At 40.9% G+C, this 26,517-nt stretch carries 26 protein-coding genes and 1 pseudogene; all 27 read right to left on the bottom strand.

Annotated features, from left to right (window positions below):
- Positions 1-178: 178 nt before the first annotated feature.
- A complete protein-coding gene (locus tag LIZ87_RS17210) occupies positions 179-1,222 on the bottom strand; it encodes a DNA/RNA non-specific endonuclease (RefSeq protein WP_227148597.1) in 1,044 nt (347 codons plus the stop codon).
- A complete protein-coding gene (locus LIZ87_RS17215; protein WP_227148598.1) occupies positions 1,219-1,626 on the bottom strand; it encodes a ribonuclease Z in 408 nt (135 codons plus the stop codon). Before LIZ87_RS17215 ends, LIZ87_RS17210 begins: the two co-directional genes overlap by 4 nt.
- 12 nt (positions 1,627-1,638) lie before the next feature.
- Positions 1,639-2,550 (bottom strand): DUF4236 domain-containing protein, encoded by a 912-nt coding sequence (locus LIZ87_RS17220; RefSeq protein WP_227148599.1) that lies wholly within the window; start codon positions 2,548-2,550, stop codon positions 1,639-1,641.
- Positions 2,531-3,286 carry a PP2C family protein-serine/threonine phosphatase gene (locus LIZ87_RS17225; RefSeq protein WP_227148600.1) on the bottom strand — a complete coding sequence of 252 codons (756 nt, stop codon included), beginning with the start codon at positions 3,284-3,286 and terminating at the stop codon, positions 2,531-2,533. Before LIZ87_RS17225 ends, LIZ87_RS17220 begins: the two co-directional genes overlap by 20 nt.
- Complete coding sequence (locus tag LIZ87_RS17230; RefSeq protein WP_227148601.1) at positions 3,283-5,184, bottom strand: AAA family ATPase; 1,902 nt, start codon at positions 5,182-5,184, stop codon at positions 3,283-3,285. Before LIZ87_RS17230 ends, LIZ87_RS17225 begins: the two co-directional genes overlap by 4 nt.
- On the bottom strand, positions 5,174-5,803 hold the full coding sequence (locus tag LIZ87_RS17235) for a 4Fe-4S single cluster domain-containing protein (protein ID WP_227148602.1): 630 nt from the start codon (positions 5,801-5,803) through the stop codon (positions 5,174-5,176). Before LIZ87_RS17235 ends, LIZ87_RS17230 begins: the two co-directional genes overlap by 11 nt.
- Positions 5,800-6,420: an FHA domain-containing protein gene (locus LIZ87_RS17240; RefSeq protein WP_227148603.1), complete on the bottom strand. Its 621-nt coding sequence runs from the start codon at positions 6,418-6,420 to the stop codon at positions 5,800-5,802. The genes LIZ87_RS17235 and LIZ87_RS17240 overlap by 4 nt, the downstream gene beginning before the upstream one ends.
- 13 nt (positions 6,421-6,433) lie before the next feature.
- Complete coding sequence (locus LIZ87_RS17245) at positions 6,434-7,768, bottom strand: hypothetical protein (RefSeq protein WP_227148604.1); 1,335 nt, start codon at positions 7,766-7,768, stop codon at positions 6,434-6,436.
- A 15-nt stretch (positions 7,769-7,783) separates the two neighbouring features.
- Positions 7,784-9,511: a protein kinase domain-containing protein gene (locus LIZ87_RS17250; RefSeq protein ID WP_227148605.1), complete on the bottom strand. Its 1,728-nt coding sequence runs from the start codon at positions 9,509-9,511 to the stop codon at positions 7,784-7,786.
- Positions 9,512-9,527: 16 nt separating this feature from the next.
- Positions 9,528-10,619 carry a DUF5050 domain-containing protein gene (locus tag LIZ87_RS17255; protein WP_227148606.1) on the bottom strand — a complete coding sequence of 364 codons (1,092 nt, stop codon included), beginning with the start codon at positions 10,617-10,619 and terminating at the stop codon, positions 9,528-9,530.
- A 5-nt stretch (positions 10,620-10,624) separates the two neighbouring features.
- Positions 10,625-11,395, bottom strand: a complete 771-nt coding sequence (locus LIZ87_RS17260; RefSeq protein WP_227148607.1) for a hypothetical protein — start codon at positions 11,393-11,395, stop codon at positions 10,625-10,627.
- 11 nt (positions 11,396-11,406) lie between these two features.
- Positions 11,407-11,922: a His-Xaa-Ser repeat protein HxsA3 gene (gene hxsA3, locus LIZ87_RS17265; protein WP_227148608.1), complete on the bottom strand. Its 516-nt coding sequence runs from the start codon at positions 11,920-11,922 to the stop codon at positions 11,407-11,409.
- A 12-nt stretch (positions 11,923-11,934) separates the two neighbouring features.
- Positions 11,935-12,915: a hypothetical protein gene (locus LIZ87_RS17270; RefSeq protein WP_227148609.1), complete on the bottom strand. Its 981-nt coding sequence runs from the start codon at positions 12,913-12,915 to the stop codon at positions 11,935-11,937.
- The gene (gene hxsB, locus LIZ87_RS17275; protein WP_227148610.1) at positions 12,915-14,312 is read right to left on the bottom strand and encodes a His-Xaa-Ser system radical SAM maturase HxsB; all 1,398 of its coding nucleotides are present in this window, start codon (positions 14,310-14,312) and stop codon (positions 12,915-12,917) included. Before hxsB ends, LIZ87_RS17270 begins: the two co-directional genes overlap by 1 nt.
- A 17-nt stretch (positions 14,313-14,329) precedes the next feature.
- Positions 14,330-15,436, bottom strand: a complete 1,107-nt coding sequence (gene hxsC / locus LIZ87_RS17280) for a His-Xaa-Ser system radical SAM maturase HxsC (protein WP_227148611.1) — start codon at positions 15,434-15,436, stop codon at positions 14,330-14,332.
- Positions 15,421-16,458, bottom strand: a complete 1,038-nt coding sequence (locus LIZ87_RS17285; RefSeq protein ID WP_227148612.1) for a hypothetical protein — start codon at positions 16,456-16,458, stop codon at positions 15,421-15,423. The genes hxsC and LIZ87_RS17285 overlap by 16 nt, the downstream gene beginning before the upstream one ends.
- Positions 16,459-16,475: 17 nt before the next feature.
- Positions 16,476-16,697 carry an HxsD-like protein gene (locus tag LIZ87_RS17290; protein WP_227148613.1) on the bottom strand — a complete coding sequence of 74 codons (222 nt, stop codon included), beginning with the start codon at positions 16,695-16,697 and terminating at the stop codon, positions 16,476-16,478.
- Entirely contained in the window at positions 16,687-17,064 is a 378-nt protein-coding gene (gene hxsD / locus LIZ87_RS17295; RefSeq protein ID WP_227148614.1) for a His-Xaa-Ser system protein HxsD, read from the bottom strand. The genes LIZ87_RS17290 and hxsD overlap by 11 nt, the downstream gene beginning before the upstream one ends.
- A 516-nt stretch (positions 17,065-17,580) precedes the next feature.
- Entirely contained in the window at positions 17,581-17,889 is a 309-nt protein-coding gene (locus LIZ87_RS17300; RefSeq protein WP_227148615.1) for a hypothetical protein, read from the bottom strand.
- Between the two features lie 593 nt (positions 17,890-18,482).
- Positions 18,483-19,619: pseudogene (locus LIZ87_RS17305) on the bottom strand (YifB family Mg chelatase-like AAA ATPase); the annotation flags it as partial.
- Positions 19,620-19,892: 273 nt separating this feature from the next.
- Positions 19,893-20,672 (bottom strand): TIGR03915 family putative DNA repair protein, encoded by a 780-nt coding sequence (locus tag LIZ87_RS17310; RefSeq protein WP_227148617.1) that lies wholly within the window; start codon positions 20,670-20,672, stop codon positions 19,893-19,895.
- Between the two features lie 19 nt (positions 20,673-20,691).
- Entirely contained in the window at positions 20,692-22,278 is a 1,587-nt protein-coding gene (locus LIZ87_RS17315; protein WP_227148618.1) for a putative DNA modification/repair radical SAM protein, read from the bottom strand.
- A gap of 348 nt (positions 22,279-22,626) precedes the next feature.
- Positions 22,627-23,643, bottom strand: coding sequence for a UDP-glucose 4-epimerase GalE (gene galE, locus LIZ87_RS17320; RefSeq protein ID WP_227148619.1), 1,017 nt, complete (start codon positions 23,641-23,643; stop codon positions 22,627-22,629).
- Positions 23,644-23,816: 173 nt separating this feature from the next.
- Complete coding sequence (gene sigK, locus LIZ87_RS17325; RefSeq protein WP_227148620.1) at positions 23,817-24,446, bottom strand: RNA polymerase sporulation sigma factor SigK; 630 nt, start codon at positions 24,444-24,446, stop codon at positions 23,817-23,819.
- A gap of 91 nt (positions 24,447-24,537) precedes the next feature.
- On the bottom strand, positions 24,538-25,227 hold the full coding sequence (locus tag LIZ87_RS17330) for a ribulose-phosphate 3-epimerase (protein ID WP_227148621.1): 690 nt from the start codon (positions 25,225-25,227) through the stop codon (positions 24,538-24,540).
- A 62-nt stretch (positions 25,228-25,289) separates the two neighbouring features.
- On the bottom strand, positions 25,290-26,153 hold the full coding sequence (locus LIZ87_RS17335; RefSeq protein WP_227148622.1) for an SDR family oxidoreductase: 864 nt from the start codon (positions 26,151-26,153) through the stop codon (positions 25,290-25,292).
- Positions 26,154-26,172: 19 nt separating this feature from the next.
- The gene (locus tag LIZ87_RS17340; RefSeq protein ID WP_178316222.1) at positions 26,173-26,481 is read right to left on the bottom strand and encodes a PTS fructose-like transporter subunit IIB; all 309 of its coding nucleotides are present in this window, start codon (positions 26,479-26,481) and stop codon (positions 26,173-26,175) included.
- Positions 26,482-26,517: the final 36 nt, after the last annotated feature.

Raw genomic sequence — 26,517 nt, forward strand, 5'->3', positions numbered from 1 at the left:
ACTGCCAGCTGCTGAACGGCAGGAATTAAATTTGCGAAAAACTATTGACACTATCCTACAGGATGTCTTGAACTGGCAGTTTAAAACAAAATTTTCTTATATTATCTTTTTTTAGATTTTATAGGCACAAAAAAACGCCAGTATTTCTACTGACGTCTTGCTTCTATAATTATTATGTTCAAGGATTACACCGTTTACATGGATCATATCCTTGAGAAATCACATCATCTCTACTTCCGAAATAACTCTTTTTATTTGACTCGTTCATCTGTGATACACTGGAACATGATGGATAATGGAATTTTTTTGTATTAGTATTCAAAATATAAGTTGTTCCCTGTGGTTCAGTAGCCTGCGTTGTTTCCACCGCTGCAGTCGTTGCCGCTTCTGAACTTATCACTTCTCCAGACAACGCACTATCGCCGGTTGCATAATCAATCGTTATCCCTGGCTGTACGTTATATACATATACGCAATATAGGATACCATCACCATCATCCTCAACTGATTTTGCTTCCATCAGTACGCCAGACGCAACCAGATTCTCACCTTCAAAAACTGGAGTGACTCGATACAATACATGATTCTCAGTTTCCTTTACATAGTCGGCTACCATGTTCTCAAATGGCAGCATTCCAGTCACATTCAAATACCGTGTACCTGTTATTAGATTTTTCTCATTGGCATTCTCTCCAGAAAGCTGATAACCAATCAAATGACAGCGGTTATAGAGATATTTCCCATCAACAATATCATATTTCACTGTATGCCATCCGGTAGGTTTCACTGAACCAATCGCACCACGTTCCTCTGTCGGCATCAAATCTGTTCCGACACTGGCATAGGCAACCCCACATCTTCCTAAATTGTCGAGATTACTATATGACTCAAAAGATGTGTCTGTCATATCTAAATCAACAAAGAAGGGGACATTGTCATTGATTGCCACATATGGTTGACCAAAATAAGTTGGTATATCTGCCAGTGAGAAACTTGTTTCGGTAGGTGCAACTTCTACATTTCTTATTTCTCGCTGTTCAATCTGTGCTTCCCACGATTCTGATACGGATTCCTGGCTGGTTTCCATCATCCGTTCTGTTTCTTTAGTACTTTTAGTTGCCTCCACAGCAGCGGTGTCATTTACCGATGCTTGTCCGCAAGCCGAAACTGCCAGTGCGGATGCCGCCACAACAGCTAATAACCATGCTTTAATTTTTTTCATTTTCTGTATATCTCCTTAGTTATTTTCTCATGAGATGATCCTGCGAATTCTTTTAAGTTTTCCAATTCCCATCCCTGAAGGTCCAATAAAAAAAAAGTATCAGCCGGATATATTCGATTCCATTTGTACAGAATAACTTTTTCTATCCTGTCCTTATAGGCACAAATATCCTTGTCTTCTGCAAAGCAGAAATCTCCCGTACCTGCTTTTTCCAAATATTCTTCATCAACCAGTACTTCCACAGAAGTTGTATTTGAAAACTGTTTTTTGCTATATGAATTCATCCAAAGTTTTCCTGTTCCAACCATTTTTAACATATCTTCCCGAAGTATACGATCTTGGCTTTGGCGCCGATGATTGAACAGCATACCATTGTTATTATCAATACATACCATGACGATCATTGCGTTGTCTCTTTATCCCTCCAATTCTTCTACTTTCGAAAATCCAGCTACAGAAGAAAACTCCATCCTATGCTTGAACCGTCTTATTGTATCGGATGCATCCAGTGCTGTAAAATTAAGAGTTTGGAAGGTATCCAGTTGGAAATCAACCGACAAAATATTTTTTCTTTGATCAATCGCTGTCACAATTATATGTCTCAATGGTAACAAAGCGAATAAATCTCTTGCAACGCGAATTGATGCCCCACATACATAATCTTGAAGTATATAATTATATTCTTCTTTCGATAGTTTTTTGGCCTCTTTAATTACATGATTACTGTTAACCTTGAAATGGACTGCCATCATCCGTGGATCTTCCGTTCCCAGTTCAAATTCGCTTCCATATTCAAGTAAATCATTAAATGGGTTTAACATAGAAACAAGCTCAAAATATGTATCAATATCTCCATTTAAAACATTTTCTGCCCGTGCATGATAAAACTCCCATTCATCCATCGAATAGTCGTCAAAGGGAACATCTGACAAAAGCATTTTTCTCCAGTCTATTTTTTTGTCTGAATTTCCATAAATATTTTGTATAAACTCTAATGCCTTTGCTTTTATTTCCTCATTATGTTTTCTGACAAGTTCTTCCTTACTTTGTTCAATGGATGATCGAAACCGTGTATTATATGATGCAGGACCTGTATTTCCAGATAGCGCACCAGAAACATCTAAATTTTTTTTTCTTTTTGATCCTGATGTAGAAGTTACATAGGATAATCCGGTTCCCGGAATCGAGAAAGTCTTTGTAACTCTGCCTGTCGAATTCACTGTTGTCCTAAACCCGGGAATACCCGCACTAAGACTCATACTTCGTAAGCCAAAATTCACTCTCACACCAGGTAATAACTTTATGCTTTTACGATATCTCCATCCCATTTGATTCCTCCCCACACACTACAATAACTGCTGTACAATCATCTTTTGAACCCCTCTCAACAGCAGTATTAATTAATTGTTGACAAATTTCAAGGTAACTTACTGTTTCATCAAAAACTTCCTCCATATCATCAAGGCATAATGTTTCATGAATTCCGTCCGACGTCATCAAATATACCGCTGTTTCCTCTAATTTATCATTAAAAAAGCAAGGTCGCAATAATTTAATATCACTTCCACCAAAACATGCTGTTATTTCATTTCGCGCACTATAATTTTCTGCATCTTCCTCGGATAACTTACCTGTTTTTACCAGATAATTAACTGTTGTGTCATCTGATGTTAATTGTCGAAGATACTGCCCTCCTTGAAGTTTATATATTCTGGTATTTCCAACATGAAAAATCTTGACCATATTCTCAGTAATTAAAATTCCAGACAAAGTAGTAGCAAGCCCTTCCCATTCTTTTTTTGTTTTTCCAAAAGCGAGCAATTCTTCATTAAAATGTTTAAATGTGCTTTCATCAATAACCGTTTCCATAGCCAATCGATTGCAGACATATTGTGATGCAATACTCCCTGCCTGGTTTCCTCCTACTCCATCAGCTATTGCAACAATTCCAGACGGAAGCTGTCCTGTATATTCACCTAAAGCAAGGATTGTCTTGCCTATCAATATACGATCTTCATTCTCACTTTTTCCAATGCCACATCGAGTCACTGCATACACTTTCATGAAGTACTCTCCTTATCTTCCATAATTTTTCCAATAATAGCAGCTGGCGCCTTCATTGTATCAATTTTTTCAATCTCCACTACCGCATTTTCAAAAACATTATGATCAAATAGATAACGTGATAGCGGATTGATGAACATGCTCTCCACCACATTACCAATTCCACGTCCACCATTTTGAAGATTTCGATATGCATTCTCTGCCAATATCTTCCTTGTTTCTTCAGAAATAATTAAAGATATCTTTTTTTCACTTGACATTGTCTGCTCAATTTTTTTTAATTGGCTATTCAATATAAGATCTGCCACATCTTTCCGAATATAATCAAATACTACAATATTGTCTCCAATACGATTCAGAAGTTCAGGGCGACCTAATTGTAATTTAAAATAATCATCTATGGTTTTTCGTATTCTGGAAGATACTTCCTCATAAGGCATATCCATCGTTACATTTTCTACACGATTCCCATACTGATCTATTGAATACACACCAAGATTGCTAGTAAAAATAATAATGCATTCTGAAAAATATACTGTTTGCCCCTGCCCATCAGTCATACGTCCATCCTCTAATATTTGGAGAAATTTGTCTAAAATAGATGGATGAGCCTTTTCTATTTCATCAAACAACAATATTGAAAATGGATGCTCTCTTACAGCATTCGTCAGCTGTCCACCAGCTTCATATCCCACATACCCTGGAGGTGCACCAAGCAACTTCTGGTCACTATGGCTTTGACTATACTCACTCATATCAAAACGAATACAACAATCCTCATGTCCAAAGATAACTTCAGCCAGTGTTTTAGCTGTCTCCGTTTTTCCTGTACCAGTAGGACCCGCAAAGAACAGAACCCCTTTGGGACGCCCATGAGACGTTCCCTGTGCACCAGAAAGTCCTGTGATCGCACGTTTTATAATATCTAGCGTTTTCTCTTGAGCATAAGATTGCCCTTTAACCCGTTCTTCAAACCGCACTTTTGCATTACGGATTTCCTCCAGGTCAAGCTGTTTCCATGGATTTTCACGAATTCCATAACGATATAAATCAATAACTTCACACATCTCCCGTATTCTGAGACATTCGTTTTTGCAAAGCCTTCTTAATCCATTAAGTTCCGTAAAACTGAACCCTGAAGTTAATGCTACAAACTTATCTCGAATTTTTTCCAGTTCTTGCGGATTGTCATTATAATATAAAATATCTTCCTGATAAATTGATTTCTCAAAGAAACTCTCAAAATTTGTACCCTTTACCAGAAGATCGCGTTCTTCTTTGGATGGCGTACCGATAGAAATGGTTTTAACATTCGGATTTTGAAGATAAAACCATGCCGGGACATCATTCAATTTATTCAAAATAACAACAAGAAGATTCTTTAGAATACCTTTCTGTCCTTTTACATCCTTTGCTTCAAGAGAACTGTGAATCAGTGCTGTGAAACTATCAACTTCATCTTGAGAGAGATTGTCCGGTGACACAATATATCGAGATGCCATATTCATAATGATCGCTACTGGTTTTTCTCTTTGTGTAAGCCCTTTCCTAATAATATCTGATGCTGAATCTTTTTCAGCCCCTTTAAATGAAGCCTGTATATTGTGTCCATTTCTTTTTGTGCCACATAACTGTGCAAAGGAATCTATCATATCAGAATTGTTACAATTGTAAAATCCTTGTAGATTATCATAGCAGACAATGCATTGATATCCCTTGTCAACGAAAAAATAATATAAATAATCTGTTAAACGCACAATAGAGCCTTTCGGAGTGGATCCGTCTTGTGGATATTGGTATACATCAAGGACATTTCCATCCAAAATGATTATTGGTTTTATTTTCGTAAATATTTCAAGTTCCCGATGCCATTTTGTGATATAATCATTATTCTCCACGTTTTATTATCAATCCTTTCCTATTTGCCTTGTGCTTAAGCTCCCGATTAAACCCCGGCGTATGAATGCCTACAGAAATCACGCCATCCAAAGTGATAAAATTTTGTATTTGATTCGGAAGTTTCAAATATTTTTCATACGTTTCACGCATTGATTCATTCAATATATGAATAACTTGATTGCTTGAACCACGTAGCACACAACCGGTATTCAATTCTTCCATATACCGACCATCTATCAATACAGCTATTACGTCCATGAGCTTTATAATCTTTTGATTATTCTTTTCCAGCAACTCTTCTATTGTATAACCAGTATAAACTAAAATGTCATTTGTATATTGTTGTAGACCCATAATCAGCTTTTCAAGTTCATCTAGTTGAAAAAAAGGTTCCCCACCTGTTATAGTCACACCATCTATCTCATTTCCCTCTTGGACAAATATCTGATGAATCGCTTCCAAAAACTTACCCACTGTAATTTTCTGATATTTTTCTGCCGCCCAAAGTTCTGGGTTACTACATCCAGGACAATGATGCGGGCATCCACTTAACCAAATGGCTAGTCTCTTTCCTGGTCCCAAAACCTCAACTGGGTACAATACCCTTGCTATGTTCATTTCATTGTCCCCACAACAAAATATGCTGCCTGTTCCTGGCGGTTTCCATCTATTGTAATTCCACCAAGAGATATTTCATCTCCGCATTTCAATGCAACCTTTCCATCTTGAATGCGAACATTATTTACATAGGTATAATTCGTCCTGCTTAGATTCTCAATAAACAAACCATCTGTATCTAATATTAACTTTGCATGAGTACGACTGACATACTTTTTTGTTTGAAGAAATTCTTTCATTCCACATTCGCGTCCAATTACGGAAACACCTTTCAAAACAGGAAATATATAACTACCTCCAGCCTCGCATAAGATATATTCCTGTTCTTTCTGAGGTATCTGCTCTGTCGGAATAATATCCGAAATATCCTCCCCACATTTTTCACATTTTCTTGCTTGAGGAGGGTTTTCATGCCCACATTCACATAAACGAACAAACACTGTTCCATCATTAGATTCATGCGCATTATCCAGTAATTCCTCATTCTTCTGTTCTAACCTAATATCTACAATTGGAATTCCCATCAAATCAGTGCCACAAGTATCACATTCCATCAAACGTGGATCATTATGTTCTCCACAAACAGGACAAACCTTATATTTTTGCATTTCTGACATTATTCCTGACCCTCTATTCTTCCATCATTTGATTGTTTTTCTTTCTTTTTTGTTTTTGTTTTCTCTGCATCTCCTGACCTGACGATTTATTTGTAGTCTCATATTCAGAAATATTAATAATCTGAGAAAATGCTTCATTGGGTGGCATCATGGATACACGATTCCCCACAAAAATTCCTTTTTCTTTTAAACGTTCTTCGATTGTAGTAAAATCCCTACAGAAAGTTGACATTGTCTGTACCAGTTTCCTCTGTTCATCTGCATTAGGCATCCTATCCCTTTCATCCAACTTTCCAAGTTCCATGGCTATTTTCCCATCCGAAGAATAGGTTACATTAATGGCATTTCCATCCCCGTAATTATATAACTCATTATGAAATACTGTTCCGTTCTTCTTATGCACATTCCGATGACCGAGTATATTGTACCCCATTTCCTCCATGATTTCATCCAAGGTATCACTGATATACGCTTGCTCTGCTAATTTTAGGCTCTGCTTTTCGAGACGATTAACCTCTTTTTCTAATGCACTTATTCCCTGCTCATCATAAGAAAACAATGCTTGATTTTCAGCAATTCCCAGTTCATCACAAAGTATTCTATAGCGCATTGTCAAAGCGTCATATTTCTCCCCCCACATATGAACAAATTCCTCAAATTTTTCCACCTCTTCCATAAGCGGTTTGACTCCAATTGCAATATAATTACTGAAATATTGGATATCAGTAATACCGTTCAAGCGCATTTTTACTTCCTGAATTTTTTTTGCCAATGTTATTGGCAGTTGTATTTTATCCAAAATGGAATCTAATTGATCCATAACTGCTCTCTTCTGTTCCTGTACTTTCTGATCCTCTTCTGGATTTTCTTTGTTTGATAATTCCCAAAAACCTGTTGATACTGATTTATTGAGAATCAAATCAAGATGCCTTTCTTTTTCTTTTTTTAAAACAACTATCTTGCATATTTCTTTTTTTATAGTGTCTGTTCCTGACTTTATTGTCATATAGTCAGCCTCAAGCTCATTCAACCCGGTTTCTTTTTTTGCTTTGGATATTCTTTTCTTCAACACCATTACATCATTTTGAGCTGCTAATATTGCATTTAACATAGACTCATCATTCTTCCATTGAATCAAATCTTTTGAAATCACTAAATATTCAGACAGTTCCGATTCCATTCTATTGAGTTTATCTGATTCCGTATTTATTTGGCTAATTACCATCTGCTTTTTGCGGCGTATTTTCTCTTGTTTTTCACGTTCTTTCCGTTCTTGTTCCATCGCTACTTGCAAAGCAAGCAACTGGGTTTTTGATAATGTATATACTGATACCTTTGGACCACTCATATTTTTTATAGCCTTTTATTGGCCATTCCTCCATAAATCAATTTCATTGTTTTTCCCATGAATAATCAACCATGCTTCAAAAGTCGGTAAAAGCCGTTTTGACCCTATTATAATCCGTTCAGACCACCTCTCATACTGTTCCTGATTCGTCTGACGCAAATATATCAACTGTATTGCGAATTCTTCTAATGATTCAAATTTCATTCCTTCAAATATAAATATCGAATCTTTCGCCATGTACCGTCCTAGTAATTGTTGTACCATCTGGCGATACATACTGTCTTCTGAATTTCGGTATTTATATTCAGCCGCTTCCATTCCTCTTGACAAATTTATTTTTTCAGGAAATCTGCTGCTCAAATACGCAGAAAAAACCCCCTGAGCAAGCATATCCTCTATCTCATTTGGATATGAACCTGACAAAATTTGCTTACCTATACTTTCCAATGTTCCATAATTAATTCCCTTCCATATAATATCTTCCATGTCAGGGGCCATTTGATAAAGCACCTTAAAAAAAGTGATGTCTGCCTTTTTCCTATCCGCACCAACTGTTTCTTCTGCATCAATACAAATATTAGCTATATCAGGATTGCTTTTTTTAAAAAATTCGGACATAGTAGAACGGTAAAGATGCTTCTTTCCATTCTCCCAATTCATTGCCATTGCATACGCTAAATCATCAAGGCGGTAATATTTTTTACGATAAAAGGTATATGGCTGCATAGGAATATCAACCGAAGTTATCGCATTTCCCCCAGGAGCAGGTAGTTTTTCTCCTTTACACCATTTATTAACCTCATCATAAGTCCAACGTCGATTTGGATTATTTTTGTCTTTGCGATTTGTAATATCGTTATAAGTTAGACCAACAATCAACGCCTTAAGCCTTTCCGGCATATCATTCGGAAATGGAATTTTCTGTACAGACACAAATTGTTCAATTTCATCTTTTGACATTCCTGCATAGGGAGTCCGGCCACAGTAAAGCTCAAATAAAGTAATTCCCAAAGAATAATAATCAGATTCTTCCAGAAACAGATTCCGAAAAGTTTCTGAAGCTGAATATTCCGGTGTCATTCCTGTTTTTGTCATTACCACCGTGTTCCCTTCCTCACGAACAGAACTAATGCCAAAATCAATAATTGCTATATCTTGCTGATTATCACACAGCATAATATTCGCTGGTTTTAAATCCTTATGAATAATTCCCTTTTTATGCAATGCACGAAGTCCTGCATTCAATTCTGGAATAATTACCTTTTCCAATGTTTCAAATGAAAATGTTCTTCCTTCTAAACTCCCATACTTATAGTATGGTAATATTTCATATGGGGAACCGTTCCAAACTCCTGTTTCGTATAACTTCGCTACATAAGTAGAATTAATCGTTTTTAATGCATCTATTACTTCATCCTTGATAGCGCCGTTCCGGCGATAAATCTTTGCCACATACTGACGATTGCGGTAGGTGCAAATATAGAGAATGGCTTCTCCAGAATTTTGGTGTAATGGTTCTTGAACCACATATCCTTTTCCAATTACAGTTCCTGGTACCAGTTCCACTCTACTACTGCTCACAATTGGATTAATCTCTGTAAAATTAGGAGCATTTTGCAACACTTCTGGATTAATTACAGTATCATTTTGACTATCCTGTGCGAGATTCGGATTTATCTCTGTTGTATCTCCCAACTCCGGGTTAATGATAGTTAATTGCCCACTTTTATTGTTTTTCTCCATAGCCCATATCCCCCACTTAGTTTTCCATAACCATATGAAACTCTGTTGCTATTTTTTGAACTGTCCCATCTTCTAATATAGTATAATCTATCGTCCTCAAAGAATCTGCTGTCTCCAATAATGAAGTTACATAATCTCCGCAGTTTTCTTGGCAAGAAATAATTTTTCCATTATCCACAATCGAAATTTTTTTAATAGTTGTTCCTTCTTGAATATAACAGCAACCTGTAGCGGCTCCAGCCAAACAAAATTTATTTTCTTTGTTCTCATATACAACTTTGGTATTTCCTCCACCAATATCAAAAGAAAGTATACGTTCACCGCTTTGTGCAATGATATCCCCATTAAAAAAGAATGAGGTATAGGTACCAGAAATATTGCTGGCTATAGAATCCACTGCAATTTCTTTCTGGTAGAGCTTATTTGTTTTTGTCAAATACAAACACTGGTTGCTGTAAATCATGAACTGCTCTACAGGCTCCTCTATGATACAGTTAATAGTTTCTGGATTTTCAAGCAAAACCTGCATAACCTTTCTTTCGTTTTCTAAATCAATAAAATATAAATAATCGCCATAAACAAAAATTTCCCCTACATTACCAGCATAAACCAGTTCTTCACTGTTATCATGTATGGAACATCTGAAAATAGAACGTTCGTCATCCTTGCGATAATATAGCATGTCATCTACAATATTTATATAGGAACATATACCATTTGAAAAAGTCGTTACATTTTCTCCCTGAATAATCTCCATTCCTGTAAAACTATCGTTTGGCCGTATAATGATTCCATTCTTTTCATAAAAATTTCCACCACTCATGAGGCAATTCAGGTCATTATGTAAAGCCGCTTCTGACCAAAGTGCAAATGCTTGATCATTGCGAAATACATCTTCATCAATCATAATACCTGCTTCTTTTTCATATGACAAAAATGCAGCTTTATCGCTAACAGGAGTCCCTAATATTCCAATTAAGATTGCAACTATGCTTCCTCCAATAAAACTAATTCGAATATATCTCTTACGCTTGTTTTCTTTTTCATACCTGATAAGTTCTTTTTCCGATTGTTTTCTTGTAGCCTGCAATTTTTCTTCTTTTGTCATAACAATTATCCCCCAATCACGAATACTAATGACAGAATCATAACCAAAAGAGACGATATTGCTATCATACTATTATTCATCATCCCTGTTGCCATTCCCACCGTACTTGGAAGCATACTCACAAAGATCGCACAAGCTATTCTTTTTACAATCCTGCCTAACCAACCCTTCCTAATAATGGTACCGTTCGCTTTTAATAATTTCAATTCTGACTGGTATTGACTTTCAAGCTGTGCCATCTCGTCTTTACTTATACAATAGTACTTTCCTTTTAATAGTCTCTGAATTCCAGCATTAATATCTTTTTCATCCGCATCCAATTGATTAAATATTGCCTGCCCGCTTTTTAATGTATCGTTTGAAAAAATAGCCATAAAATTCTCTGCAGTAATATTTGTATAATTAGGATGACTTTCAAGTGTCAATGTTTTTTGCAATTTACTAATGCTGTCTATATCATAGAAGTCAGGCGTATCTTCCTTATTCAGGAACGGTCCTGCCCCGTTCTGAATAGAAAAAATAATATTCTGCAGACACTCCAGTAGCAGCGGAATTATATTTTCCACTTGTTCCAATTGCTCAAGTGACAGTTTATCAAGTACCTTAGGCGCATAGAAATCATCGTAAATTGGCTGATAAGTTGAGCGATGAGCTAACTCCTGGTATTCCGGCATCATCATAATTGATTCAATTAAGGCATCATGTTTCAAGGCCTGATTGTCAGGAAGACATCTTGATAACAATTTCAAAAGATCCTTTGTTTTTTCTGTACCCATGCTATCTCCTCCTAGTCAATCTTTGGCGTATCAGGGACAGACTGAATATTTAATTTTGCTCCTGATAAAGGACTTCCCGTATCCGACACTTTCAAAATATTATTTAGTGCGCTTGAATCTACCACATTTCCCGTTTCCACAACTGCTGGAATTTTAATAGTATTAACTTCGGAAACTGGCGGTGCTACATTACTATGAGTTGCATGATTTGAATGGCTTGCATGGCTACCATGATTACTATGGTTTGAATGACTACCATGTGTCGATGATGTGTGCGAACTATGCGAACTATGTGAGCTATGCGAAGAATGTCCGCCGCTTCCCGACGAATGACTTCTATGACTTGAATGGGAACGATGTGAGGAATGCGACCGGTGTCCTGCAAACGCCTCATCTGACAATAAAATTCCAAGAATAATCATCATCGAACCAATAGTCAACACCTTATTTCTTGGAATATTACCTTCCTCGTCATATAAGAAATTTTCTATAGACTCTTGAAAATGCGGAAATTTGAACTCTGCCATCTTTTTCTCCCCCTACTTTACACTGGTACATTTGCCATTCTCCCATATTGCGGTAAATATCTTCCCGGCCTCTTTTGTATAAGTACATTCTCCAGTTGGAACACCATTCTCAAATGTTCCCTTAAGGCTTGGATAGTCGTTACTGGTATAATAATATGTCCCTTCTCCATCCATAACACCTTGTTTCCAATAACCATTATATTTTGCGATTCTAACTCCATTTTCCATCCATGTATATGTACCTTCCCCATCAGGTAGTCCATTATTTACCGTACCCAAATAAGTGTTTCCATCAGAATATGTAATTGAAGCATTACCATTATTCAGTTTGCCATTATAAGAAAATCCCACTATTGTTTCTAAATTCATTCCTATTGTTATTCCATTTTCGATTTCCATAGTAAGTTGTATAATATCAGCTTCTTCCTCCGGTACTGCATATGTAAATGTCCCATCTGCAATCCTTCCATTGTAAAAAGTTCCTTTATACTCAGAACCATCTGAAAATTGATAAGTTCCTTTTAACATTACATCATTTTCCCACGTTCCGGTAAATGAATCTCCATTCTCCCAGGAAAAAGAGCCTTCTCCATTTCTCATAGCATCTTCATACATTCCTTGATAAGTGCCAATCCCAGGATATATACAAGAACCTTCTCCTTGCATCTGAGATTCTTCCCAACTACCCGCGTACCTTACACCATCTAAAAATTCAAATATGCCCTCTCCATTAAAAACATCCCCTATCAAATTTCCATAATATGTTCCTTCGTCCAATTCGACTTTACCAAAACCTTCATATATTGCATTATTGTCTGCATAACGGCTCGGTGATGAAAAACTGGAAATCATACCGACCATAATAAGAAAAAGAGCAGCAAATCCGACACCCTTCAAAACACTTCTTCCGATTCCACGTTTCTTTATACTATGCCTCTTAGCTGATTGTTCCTCAGAATTTTTCCTTGCAAACTTTTTTGCTACCTTCCCCATCACATAGCCTCCCTGATCCATGATTCAAATATTCCCAAAGTCTGTTCATTTCCATCTCTAATCTTTTCAAAAAGAATATCCAGAATACCTGCATAAATTTCACATCGGAATCCTTTTGGAACCTTAGGAAATATATCCTTTTCCATTGCATATGTCACAACCGGACATACCCCACAATAGGGCTGATATACACAATCGCTACAAGCTGGCAGACTCTCCAACACAGAAGCTACTGCGGTTGTTTTACAAACAGGGCTCTGCATCAATTCTTCATAAGTATTATCTACTGTTCCCAGACGAAATGCGTAGTTTCCAGACTCAGAAATCATTCTTCCCTCATCACAAGTATATACATTCCCATCATAATAATAGCTCATCTGTCCCATAGAAGCACCACAAGGTGACCGGAGTTCCATATAATTGTAAGCGAATCCATGTAAAATCTTCTTTAAAAAATAAACAGAAAGCTGCTCTGGAAACCAACAACCCTCCCTATTGATTTCCAAGATACGTTCAAAGGCTTTTCTGTAAAACACCAGAAATTCCTCGGCAGAATAGCCAATACTTTCCCAATCTGCCTGTGCAAATCCTAATGGAGTCAATGGTCTTAAAAAAATCCCAGGAAGCCCATGACTATGAAATGTATCTACAATTTCTTCTGGATAGGAAAGCGAATATCTGGTCGTTGTTTCAATTGCTCCTGCACTGATGCCACGTTCTTTTAGTTTTTGAAGTCCCTGTTCCATATACTCAAAACTGCTTCCGCCTTTTCGAAATCTCCGATTATAGTCATGAACATGACATGGACCATCCAAGGACGTGCTTACGGCCACGTGATGCTCTGCCATATAATTCAATTTATCATCAGACAAAGCAATCAAATTAGATACCAATGTATATCTGACATCTTTTTTCCCTTTATTTTCTTCACAATATTCAATCATTGCCTTAATCGTTTCAAAATTTAAAAGTGGTTCTCCTCCTTGAAATTCAAATGTAAGGCTATCTGATGGAGATTGCAAAGCCAATGCTACTGCTTTCCTTCCAATTTCTGGAGTCATATATCCTCCCAAATTGGATGCTTTATCTTTAGCTTGACAATAAATACAGTTAAGATTACAGGCATTTGTCACCGCAAAAATATGAAGTGCTGTGCTGGAGAACAGGTAGTTTTTCATTTCCCTCAAAGCGCTGACTGTCTCATTAGAAAAAAGCTCCATGGGATCATCAATCACGAATAGCTTGTTTTTTAACATCTGATAATATTCATCATCACAGCTTATTTTATTTGTCACAAATTTGCGAAACTCTTCCTCTTTCAAAAACGCATACATTCCAAAATCATTTGTCAATAGTACCTCTCTTCCAAAACGTCGGAAATTAAAATGGTTCAGCATTTATCCTTTTCCTTTCCTCATTTGAATATGATTGGAGCAATATCTGGATGAGCTGTCTTTAATGTACTTACAAAGATGCCGCCACAATATTCTTTTGCTTCACAATTCTGGCACACTTCACCATAGCGTACCTTTTCTGGTGATATGCTTTTCTTGCATAAAAACCAATAACCGCGCTCAACACAGCATAGTGGATAATTGTAAAGACCAACATCAATGCCATTTTCAACCAGAAAATCAATTGCGGGTTTGCTCTTTTTAAATGAATCACGTGGGTTTATGTATACTGTTTTTTTATTCTTGACACAATTTCCGCGTACTTCCAAGCTGATAAAGTTCACACATATTACATTTGGATAAGACTGACAAATTAGCCTTGCTATTGATTCCAGACTATCACAATTCATCTTCGTTACTACGATACGGATTTCTATAGCAACACCATTATCCAGCAAATTGGCGATTCCTTGAAGTGTTTGGCGAAAACTACCTGGTGCTCTTGTTATGGTATCATGTATAGCACTTTCTGCACCATGAAGTGGTATCGCTGCAACCAAATATGGTGGACATTTCTGAATAAGTTGTCCCAAAAATCGACGAGAAGAAAAAGCTCTTCCATTCGTCAATAAAAGTGCGCTGGCTTCTGGGAATTTTTCTGCCAGTTTTTCCATAACTTCCAAAAACACCGTGGGTTGCATGGTAGGTTCGCCACCCGTCACGACATAATGTGGCAGATTCTGTGGGAGCATATCGATGTATTTCAGCAATTCTTCCCTTTGTCCAGAATAATCTTCCTGTCTTTCATAATCAGAAGATGGACACATCACACAATTAGAATTACATTTACCTCCCATAAAAATCGTGGCATCTCCTTCTGTCACGTCAAACATACGATAACATACGCCTCGATCATTAATACTTAAAATATCTCCCTCATGAAGACTTTCTAAACGGAGCCACGTTACCTCATCAATCCCCATAGACGCCTGATCAGATAAATATGTGATTTTATTTTCTTCTATTACAATTCGTTCTGCTGCACTTATTCCTACATCATATAATTCTTCTCGACTCACAATTGCCAATCTTGCTCCAAGACTATAATTCTTTATAAAATATGCCATGACGCAAGCCCCTCCATAAGTAAAAACATTATTGTTCCAATCGTAATGAAAATAGCAAACGGTATTTTTCGAACAATCACAATTGTCGGCCTTCCTTGTTTAGAATCTTTCCAGCGAAGTATTGCTGCCGCTTCCTCTTTACTTATTCTAGCTCTCAAATCTTCGGTTGCACATTCCGGAAGCCCTTGCACTCGGGATGTTCGAAACATAAGCACCGTCGAAGCAGATAAAATCATTCGTTCCTTTACATCCTTCGTTGGAATCTCTTGATAATTATAACGTTCCGCAATGATCCGTAGCATCATTACTACAAATACAATTATCCAAGACTTAAAATCAATATGAATGCCTGTAAATGGAACGATCTTCAAAATTCCCAGTAACGCTATGATCCCCCATCCACATACAATCAAAGCATAAAATACTCTGTCTGTAATATCTTCCCTAGCTTGAAGCAAACTCAAAATAATAAAAAAGTCAATTGCTGTTAATAAAAAACCACGGTATTCCAGATATCTTCCAGCAGCCAACATTAAAGCCAAATTTATTAATCTCATAGCCATCACCATAAACAAATAGGAACAGATGATGGATCCCCAATGCGGTTTCTGCATATGTATATCTAGTAAGTTTCTCTCCTTAATTCCCCTAATTGCTGAATCTGCAATGACATATATATACGCTAAGGAAAATACAATAATCAATATCGCAAATCCTGGTATGGGACCAAGCTGCCAAAATGAATATAGCCTTGCTGGAATACCAAAACCTATGACAAACAACAATTTACTGTCTCCTGCAGCCCATAAATGATATACATAAAAGAAAAATGCCATTAGAAAGATTCCTAAAAGGTTTGTCAAGAAAAGCGCTAGATAATCCCAGCAAAAGATACTATAATAAATACTATTTAGCACTGCTGATATTGCTAAGGAACCCAATAGCATTCTGTTTGCTATCAATCCAGTTCGACAATCGGACCATGCGGCAACAATCCCAGTATATAATACAACTGCCATCATAAGGGCTTCTATGTAGATCATAATGCTGCCCTCTGCTGCATCATTTCAATTAAGAAGTTTCCAAACTCATTTTTTATCAATTCGATATCTAACATTTCTCCATAAAATGTACATACTATCACCCTGTCTTTTTCTTCAAAATCAATTTTACAGATACCAGTATACATTTTTATAGCTGCCCTAACTACCTTTTTTGAATAGATTTCCTTATCATATATTTCTGTAATCTTAGTTATCATGCTCAAACCAATCCTCCAAAATCATATCGAGATTTTCGTCACCATCCTGAGAATTAGTCACTGCTTCTATCGGATCTTCATCCATAATCATAGTCGAAGCCATTGCTCTCGCCATAAGTACTTCTCTCAACACATGGGTCTGTTTAAAAACCTCATACCGAATTGTTTGTGAAAGAAGTTCATTTTCAAATTCACATTGTATAGTATCTGACAAATCACCATTTTCCTTAGCCGTCACCATTACACAATAATCATTATCTTCTATTGCTAAGTGAATATAATATTTATCAATGAAAGCAAATGCTGCTTTTAATAATGCTACTTTGGGATATATCCCTGCATCTAACTTTATGTTAATTTTCTTCATACTATACTCCATCGTACCTTATAGAATTCTCATTCGTTAAATAATAACTTTTCACCGTCATTCAGTTTCAGTCAAACACGCCAATGTCCTATATGCCATTTAATCATTTGACATTGTAGATTGCTGATGAATATTCTAATATTTTTTGTAATATTCCCTATAAGTCCTGCTATTTAAAGCAGAGGGTCATGTCTATGGGAGCTGACGCATCACATGGACGTGAATGAATGTTCCAGTGTTATTGTTTACTGTCTAAAGCACAGAGCAAGCACTTTGTGCTTAGCGTAAACAAAAGCTAAAAGCAGGACGTGAATATCGGCAGATAGAACAACCAGAACATCAATTTCTCACACGAAACCCTGGTGGACAATCACTTATAAAGCACTCCTTGTCACAAACATCGTCATTGAACAAGAAGAAAACAATCCTCTTTCTCCTGTAAGCACATCACATGGACATCCAAAAACCTTACTTCTATCTCTTTTAATATAGTAAAGAGAACTTCTGTATACGAAGTTAGACCGCTCTCTTTTCTGCAACCATAACCTCATAATAAAAATCTCCTAGATCAGCGAGCATCCCCTTTTTCTCCATATGGTGATTGAACTGTCGAATGAATCGATATGATTTAAGTTTCTCTTTCCATCCACCGGTACAATATGCGATTGCTTGTACGTTATGTATTGCAAGCCATGCTGCTAAATCGTGTACAACCAAATGCTCTCGGTTCTGGAGCATTATCTGAAGATGATCAGGAATTGCCGGATTATCATATAATAACCCCAGTGACCACCCCTTCTCGAAATTATTAAACATCATGTACATTATTTAATTCCTCCACTTGATTCAGTATACCATATTCTATAAGGAAAGAACATTATTTTCACTAAATAGTATGCGAAAATCGCGTTTTATGATTAATATGTTTGGAATACTCATTTTTAGAAAATGCGTTTCATGTGTATTATATGTGGCCTTTTATGGTTTTTGAGGTGTGTTTCGGATGTGAATAAGCATGACAACATGTCATGTTTTCAGCCGTATTAAGGATGTGATAAATGTGATATTTTGGAGACACAATTCATCAAATTATCTGGATATAAATTAACACCCGTAATATGACCCCCTTTTCTCAAAAATCGCACATACATTAACATCTGAAACAGCCGATTGTTAATGAAATAACGATATGTATTACATCCGAAACACCAGCATAGGACAACCTATCGAAGTACCCATAAACCCTTGACTTTGCTTGATTTTTTAATTCTGCTGGAAGTAAAATACACCTGAAATACCCTAATAACGCCGATTTTGTTTCAGATGTAATTTATCTCCGAATTTGTGAAAAACGGCGGTTTTGGAGCCGCCGTTTCAGATGTAATTTCGTGTTTCGGATGTTAATTTATCTCAACATTTAAATAGGTATGTATCTGAAGCTCCGAACAGCTGCAGCGGCTTCTATCCGGATAAAACCCGCAAGGACACGGATTCATAGCGGCCACGATCATAAAGTCCGCCGGAAATTCATAGGTTCCTGTCACTCTGGAAACAGTAATGCGCCGCTCCTCTAAGGGCTGGCGCAGCACTTCAATAGCTGCGCGGCTGAACAGCGGGAGTTCATCCAAAAACAGGACGCCTCCCGATGCCAGGGACAGCTCACCTGGCCTTGGAGGAAGTCCTCCTCCTGTAAGTCCCTGAGGCGTGATGGTATGATGAGGGTTCCGAAAGGGACGTCTCGACAAAAGAGAACTGTTCGGCGGAAGAAGGCCGCATACACTGTATATTTTCGAGATCTCTATGTCCTCTTCTCTTGATAATGCCGGAAGGATCGTTGGAATACGGCTTGCCACCATTGTCTTTCCGCTTCCCGCGCTTCCATTCATCAGAAGGCCGTGCATCCCGGCTGCTGCTACCTCTGCGGCCCTGCGAAGCACAAGCTGCCCATTGACCTCTCTGTAATCCACATCGTATGTCTGGGTGCCATCATAGTGAGCTGTATCTGATATTTCATTGGCTTCTTCCAATCCTTTTTCTATGTCTTCTTCCTCACGAAGCATTGCAATCATATGCTCCAGAGACCTCACTCCTAACACCTCCATCCCCTCGATCACCATTCCTTCCCTTTTGTTTTCGCCGGGAAGGAAGCAGCGTTTCAGCCCATACTCCCTTGCTGCTGCCACCAGTGAGAGAACACCTGTTACCGGCTTTACTCTACCGTTCAATCCCAATTCACCTATTACCATACTGCTTTTCAGGCAGCCCGTATCCACCAGTCCGAAGGCTCCCAGCATAGCAACTGCAATGGAGAGGTCAAAAGCTGTGCCTCCTTTCCGCACACCTGCCGGTGACAAATTCACTGTGATCTTTTTGGCAGGAAGATGAAAACCTGAGTTCTTAAGCGCAGTTCTCACGCGCTCCTGTGATTCTCTCACCTCTGATGCCAGCTGGCCTGAAATGGAAAAGCCCGGCAGGCCGTCAGAAACGTCTGCTTCTACAGAGACAATATAACCTTCTACAGCTTCTATGCCTCCGCTGTAAATCTGCGTAAACATCCATACGCCCCTTTCCTAATGTGTATTTGCATCTGTTCTGAAAACATGGTACGGATATGTACCGGATATTCTTTTAGACTGCCTGTGGATCAGGCAAGATTATAAAGATAGTATTACTATACTAGATAAAAAAGGAAAAGGCAAGGGGGATTTTGCCGCCAAGCGACAGGACAGATTTTGCCGCCGGACGGCAGGGCAGGCAAAAGCGAACTCATGGACGGCACAGTCATGCGCAAAATCAGGACAAAGCGATCAAACTATGGAAACGCTCAACTATCTCTGAAACTCCGTCATATACGGCCTGAAGCGCAGCGGCAGGTGGTTCCTCTGGCAGGTGGGATTCGTCCGCTCTTTGATCGCGATCGTGTCAAAAAATGCTTTCCATAATTCCTGATACTCTGCCTCGTCTGTCCTTTTGCTGAGACACTCCTTCCATAGCTCTCCGTATTCACTCCCTCCCATCTTCCCATCTATGAGAAACCAGGACTGTCCTCTGGGATGCACGGAGGCCTTCTCTCTGTTTTCATCGTAGATGATCCAGTTTTCCTCAGGCAGGCGGTCTGCAAAATGGGGTGACAACAAAGGCAGTACATCATTTTTGGGCCCGATGCGGCTTACCAGAATATTTCCCGCAGCCTGGGAAAAGCGTATGAATTCAACCAAAAGGTGATTTTCATTATATACATTCCGGCATATGCGGAATATCTCGTATACCTCTGGAAGCTGCAGCATGTCGGAGATCTTTGGTCCGTAACGGAAGGCCTGGATGAGGAAGCGGTATATCCTGTCTGCACGCTCCGGCTCCTGACTTAAGGAGGCCACATAGATCTTCCTGTATACCTCCTGGGACAGCCTTCTGCTGACAGCCGACAACACCTTTTTACTCTTTTCCTCTGTCCGCACCACATCCACATAGTCACAGAACAGTTCCATCTCCTGTCCGCAGCCTCCTATCTCTAAGCGCACATTGTCATGGCCCTTGCAGCTCATCCACGCATCATACACGCCGCAGAGAATGCTCTCAAAATCCGGTTCACACACATACACTGTCATCTTCTGCTGCTCCTTTCTGTCACAGATTCCCTAAAACTGTGCTTAACACATCATCCCTTGTAACAGGGGCCTCCAAATGCATGTCATCGAACAGGGAAAGCTGCCTGTAGCTGTCCTTATGCTCAATGTCCCACACCGCTCTGCGTTCATCCCCCACAAGGGCACTTGTAATGTAATCCTGATCCAGACGCATCCCCTCTGCCATCCGCCCTTTGCAGGTAATGAAATACCTGGCCCGCTTTAACACCACTCCGATCTTCTTAAGATCCTCAAAGGAAAGGTTCCCCTGCCTCCGGGCAGATACAATTCTCTGGGCAGACTTCACTCCCACACCAGGTATCCTGAGCAGCACCTCATAGGAAGCCTTATTCACCTCTACCGGAAAGCCCTCCAGATGCCTCAGTGCCCAGTCACACTTAGGATCCAGGAAAAGATTGAAATTCGGCTTTTCCTCTGAAAGCAGCTCTCCTGCCTGAAAGCCGTAGAACCGGAGAAGCCAATCTGCCTGATACAGCCTGTGCTCCCTAAGGAGAGGCGGGCCTCCGGGCAGGGAGGGGAGGCTGCTGTCTGTATTGACCGGGATGTAGGCGGAGAAGAATACCCTTTTTAATCCATAGTTTTCATAGAGCGCCTGGGTGACTGAGAGCATCTGGAAATCATTCTCCGGCGTAGCCCCTACGATCATCTGGGTGCTCTGTCCGGCCGGTACAAAGGCTTTCCTTTTATACTGGGAGGCGGGAAGCACAAGGGAACTCCTGTCTCCTGCCAGACTGCCAGTTGCTTTGTTCTCCTCCCCGGACGGGGCATTGGGAGTTTTCTTGTTTTTAGGGCTTTGTAGGCTTTGGAAAGCTCCAGGGCCCTTTAATCCCCTTACAGCGCTCTCCCCATCTGCCAGCTCCGGCTTTATGAGTGCAGCTCCGCCTGCAAATCCTGCCCGCTCTGTGGGATACATTTTCTTAAACTCTCTGTCATACCCCAGCAGATGACCTGATGCCAAGATCCCCTGCTGTATCTGGCGCATGGGGCGCAGGATCTTATCCCTGGTCTTTCCCGGAGCCAGTCTGCGCAGGCCATCTGCCGTAGGAAGCTCCAGGTTGATGCTCATCCTGTCCGCCAGAAAGCCCATCTGCTCCACCAGCTCCGCGGATGCCCCCGGAATCGTCTTCACATGGATATATCCATTAAAACGGCACTGGTTCCTCAGCTTATAGAGAGTCTCATAGATCAGCTCCATGGTGTGATCTGCATTGTACAGGATGCCGGAGCTTAAGAACAAGCCTTCAATATAATTCCTCCGATAAAACTCCATCGTAAGCCTGCAGACCTCATCCGGTGTAAAGGCTGTCCGTACCACATCATTAGAACAACGGTTTACACAGTATTTGCAGTCATAGATGCACTGGTTGGTGAACAGGATCTTAAGCAATGAGATACACCGCCCATCAGCCGCAAAGCTGTGGCAGATCCCGGCCTCAGAGGTATTTCCCAGGCTTCCGGCTTTTCCCCTTCTTTGTACTCCGCTTGAGGTGCAGGCCACATCATACTTTGCCGCATCTGTTAAAATCTTCAATTTTTCCTGTATGCTCAAATTTTCCTGTATCAGCATTTCCATCACCGCCGGAGAGAACGTTTGTTCGTTTTTTCTTTATTCTATCACACATGACCCGTTAAGTCAATCTATGCAGGAACATTTGTTCGAAAATAAAGCTTTTCCGGCTTTTTCCGCTTTGGTTTCAGCCTTTATAAAGAGAGAAATAATCAGGAAAATTCGGGTCTGTCTCTTATTTCTGAAACTTCGGTGTAAAAAGAGGGAAATTGGACAAAAGAAAAAGCAGGACAGACAGGAAGTTGTTTTTCCTGTCTGCCCTGCGGTAAGGGTGATATATGTTTGTCTGCTCATTTTCGGCGGGATTGTTTGAGGGTTGCCGATGGGATGAGGACAAATCTTCTCAACTCAATCCCTATATCCATTGGGATTCATGGACTGCCATCTCCAGGAATCTGCACACATGTCTTCGATTCCCTTCTCTGCTACCCAGCCAAGCTCTGCCTTTGCCTTTGCACAATCAGAATAGCAGGTGGCAATGTCGCCGTCTCTTCTGGGCTGGATCTCGTATTTTAAGGTCTTGCCGCAGGCCTTCTCGTAGGCATGGAGCACGTCCAGCACGCTGTAGCCAACTCCGGTGCCCAGATTGTAGATGCTCACGCCCTCCTTGTCCTCCAGCTTCTGTACTGCCTTCACATGGCCCTTGGCCAGGTCTACCACGTGGATGTAGTCCCTGACGCCTGTGCCGTCCGGGGTGTTATAGTCATTGCCGAACACATTCAGATGATCCAGCTTGCCTACCGCTACCTGGGCAATATAGGGAACCAGGTTGTTGGGAATGCCCTTGGGATCCTCTCCGATCAGGCCGCTCTCGTGAGCGCCGATAGGGTTGAAATAGCGCAGCAGCACCACATTCCACTCAGAATCCGCTGTGTGGAAATCGGTCAGGATCTGCTCCAGCATGCCCTTTGTCCGGCCGTAGGGATTGGTGATCTCTCCCTTAGGGCACTTCTCTGTGATCGGGATCTCTGCCGGATCTCCGTATACGGTTGCGGAGGAGCTGAATACGATATTCTTCACGCCGTGATTCCTCATCTCGTCGCAGAGAATCAGGGTTCCGGTGATGTTGTTGTGATAATACTCAAGGGGCTTATGTACGGACTCTCCTACTGCCTTCAGTCCTGCAAAATGGATCACAGAATCAATCTTTTCTGTCTCAAATATCTCTCTTACAGCAGAGCGGTTTAAAAGATCAGCTTCATAAAAGGTTACTTTCTTTCCAGTGATCTTCTCCACCCGCTCCAGAGCCTTCTCACTGGAATTGTAAAGGTTATCTACTACCACTACCTCATAGCCTGCATTGAGAAGCTCTACGCAGGTGTGGCTTCCAATATATCCTGCACCACCGGTTACTAAAATTGCCATACTATTTCCTCCTTCAAACAGTTCACTCTCTGCTACAGCCGCCTCGGAAGCGTGCATAGATAAGGACGGGACAGCTCTGTCTGTTCCCGCCCTCCTTATGTTACAGTATAATACTTTGTAGCCATTTTAACAATGCACAATTCTTCTATCTTTTTATGATATTTTTGGATATTTCAACCATGCCTGTTCATCTCTGTCCGGATCTTCTCAATGGCCTTTTTCTCGATCCGGCTCACATAAGACCGGGATATCCCCAGCCTGGCGGCGATTTCCCGCTGTGTGTGCTCCTTTCCCCGGTAAAGGCCATAGCGCATGCCCAGCACCTCTTTTTCTGTCTTTGTCAGGCAGGACTCAAAGGCCTCGTACATCTCCCTGACATCCTGCTTAAAGATCATGGTTTCCAGAGTCTCCTTGTTGTCTGTCTCGATAATGTCCACAAGGCTCACAGTTTCTCCGTCCTTGTCTACCCCGATAGGTTCAAACAGGGATACTTCCTTTGAATACTTCCGGTTTGCCCGAAGGAGCATCAGGATCTCATTTTCCACACATCTGGCAGCATAGGTAGCCAGGCGGGAGCCTTTGTCTGCATTGAATGTATTGACTGCCTTTATCAGGCCGATGGTTCCAACGGAAAGCAGGTCCTCCATGTCGTAATCTGTTCCCTGGTACTTTTTTACTACATGGGCCACCAGACGCATATTGTGTTCGATCAGCATATCCTTCGCTGACTGGTCGCCCTCTTTGCAGCGCTCCAGACACTCTTTCTCTTCCCCGGCTGATAATGGTTTTGGAAATGTCTTCAAAGAAAGCCACCTTAACGCAGAACTTAATGTAGTTTATGCGAAGGCGGCCTTCAAAGTGCTTTTACAATTTTCTATAAGCTGGTACTTCTTTTCAGCAGCAGGCTCTCCGGGCTGCCCTCAGCATTTCCATGCAGCAGTCCGTTGCTGTTCTTCCCTTCAAAAACAGTCCTGAGGTCCCTCCTGTCAGGATTCCCGCTCCGGCCTCCACCACCTTCCCTATGGTGGAGGAATTGATATTCCCATCCGCCTCGATCCTCCTGTCAAGGCCTGCGTCATCTAAAAGCTTCCTCATCCGGCGGATGTGCTCCACTGCCTGTGGCTGCATTTTCTGTCCGGAAAAGCCCGGATTCACTGTCAGCTTCAGGACCCACTCTGCCTCTGCAGCCAGGGCTGTAAAGTCATCCCCAGGGGCTGTATCCGCCCTGTAGGCCAGCACAGGCTTTGCTCCGGCTTCCCTGATCCGGCGGAATATCTGAAGCGGTTCCTTCATCGCTTCATAGTGGACTGCAATGTAGTCCGCTCCGGCCTGCGCAAAGCTGTCGATAAAGCGCTCCGGCTCATATACCGCCAAATGGGCTTCGATGGGAAGGCCTGATACCTTTTTCATGCTCTGCAGTGTCGTCTCCCCCAGGATAAAACATTGGTTAAACCTGCCGTCCACCACATCAAAATGGTAAAAGGATACCTCTGAGGCCTCCACCTCATTGACTGCCTCCTCCAGATGGCACAGATCCATGCAGGATACGGAGGCTGACACGTATATGCTCTTATTTTGCTCCACTGCTTCTTCCTCATTTCCGGTGCATTAACACCAATCTATTCAAAACTCCCCTGTGCCCCGCATTACAAACGGATCCTGTAATCCGACAGGCATTTTTTCAGAGCCTCCCTTGTCTCTGACCAGTGCATGCCGCAGCTTTCGGCCTTGCTTGTATCCAGCCTTACATCACGGTTGCTGTCCAGATATTTCACGGTGTCCTCTGCCAAAACCTGCTCCAGGCAATCTCCCAGCCCCAGCTCCTCTATAATAGCCTTCACGATCTCATAACGGCTTTCATTGTTCACTGATCCCAGGTGGTAGGTCCCGTAGGGCGCTTCAAAAAGCTTGGGGAAGTTCTCGATCATCTCATACACATAGGTCATGCCGCGGAATTCTCTTTTGGAGGCCACGATCTGCTCCTGCCTCATCAGCTTTGTCATTGTTTCCCAAAGAATGCCGTTGGACATGTTCTTCCCTTTCTCCGGCAGGCCGAACATCCAGGTAAAACGCACGATCCACAGCTCATCCAGGATCTCTTTTAAAAGTCCCTCTGCCTCCAGCTTGTTTTCCCCGTAAACGGTGTTGGGAACCGCCTCGTCCTCCTCGGTAAAAGGACCTGGATTCCTGTTTCCGTTGAAAACCTGCTCGGAGCTGATAAATACCATCTTGGCCCCTGCCTTTTTGGCAGCCCTTCCCATGGTCACTGCAGCATCCACATTGATCCTGTGGGCCACCTCCGGGTGCTGGTTGCAGAAATCGGTCACAGCAACGGCCCCCGCATGAATGATGATATCCGGCTTATTCTCCTCCACACACCGGTATACCGCGGCCTCGTCCGTGATATCCAGCTCCTCCTTGTCCGTAATGATAAACTCGTACTGATCCTTATAATATTCCGCCAGCCTGGAGCAGAAAAAGCCCTTTCCGCCTGTCAATAATATCTTCATGGTCAATCCCTCTTTTCTGTCAGCTCAACATGGATTCCAGCTTTTTGATGATAGCCGGAGCCTTCTTTACCGCATCGCTCACGGAAATGCGCACGATCTTCTTTCCGTAAAACCGCTCCTCATTGCGGATGGGCATGTCGTTGGTGAGGATCACAGCATCTGCCGCAGCGATCTCCTCCGGTGAAATGACATTTTCAATCCCAATGGAGCCCTGGGTCTCCACCTTAACTGCAATATTGCGCTCTCTTCCTGCCTTTTCCAATGCCTCTGCTGCCATATAGGTATGGGCAACGCCTGCCTGGCAGGCGGTAACTGCTACGAATTTCATATAGTATTCCTTCCTTTCTCAATCTTCTCTGCTCTG

Source organism: Lacrimispora sp. 210928-DFI.3.58 (genome assembly GCF_020554865.1).
Lineage (GTDB): Bacteria > Bacillota > Clostridia > Lachnospirales > Lachnospiraceae > Enterocloster.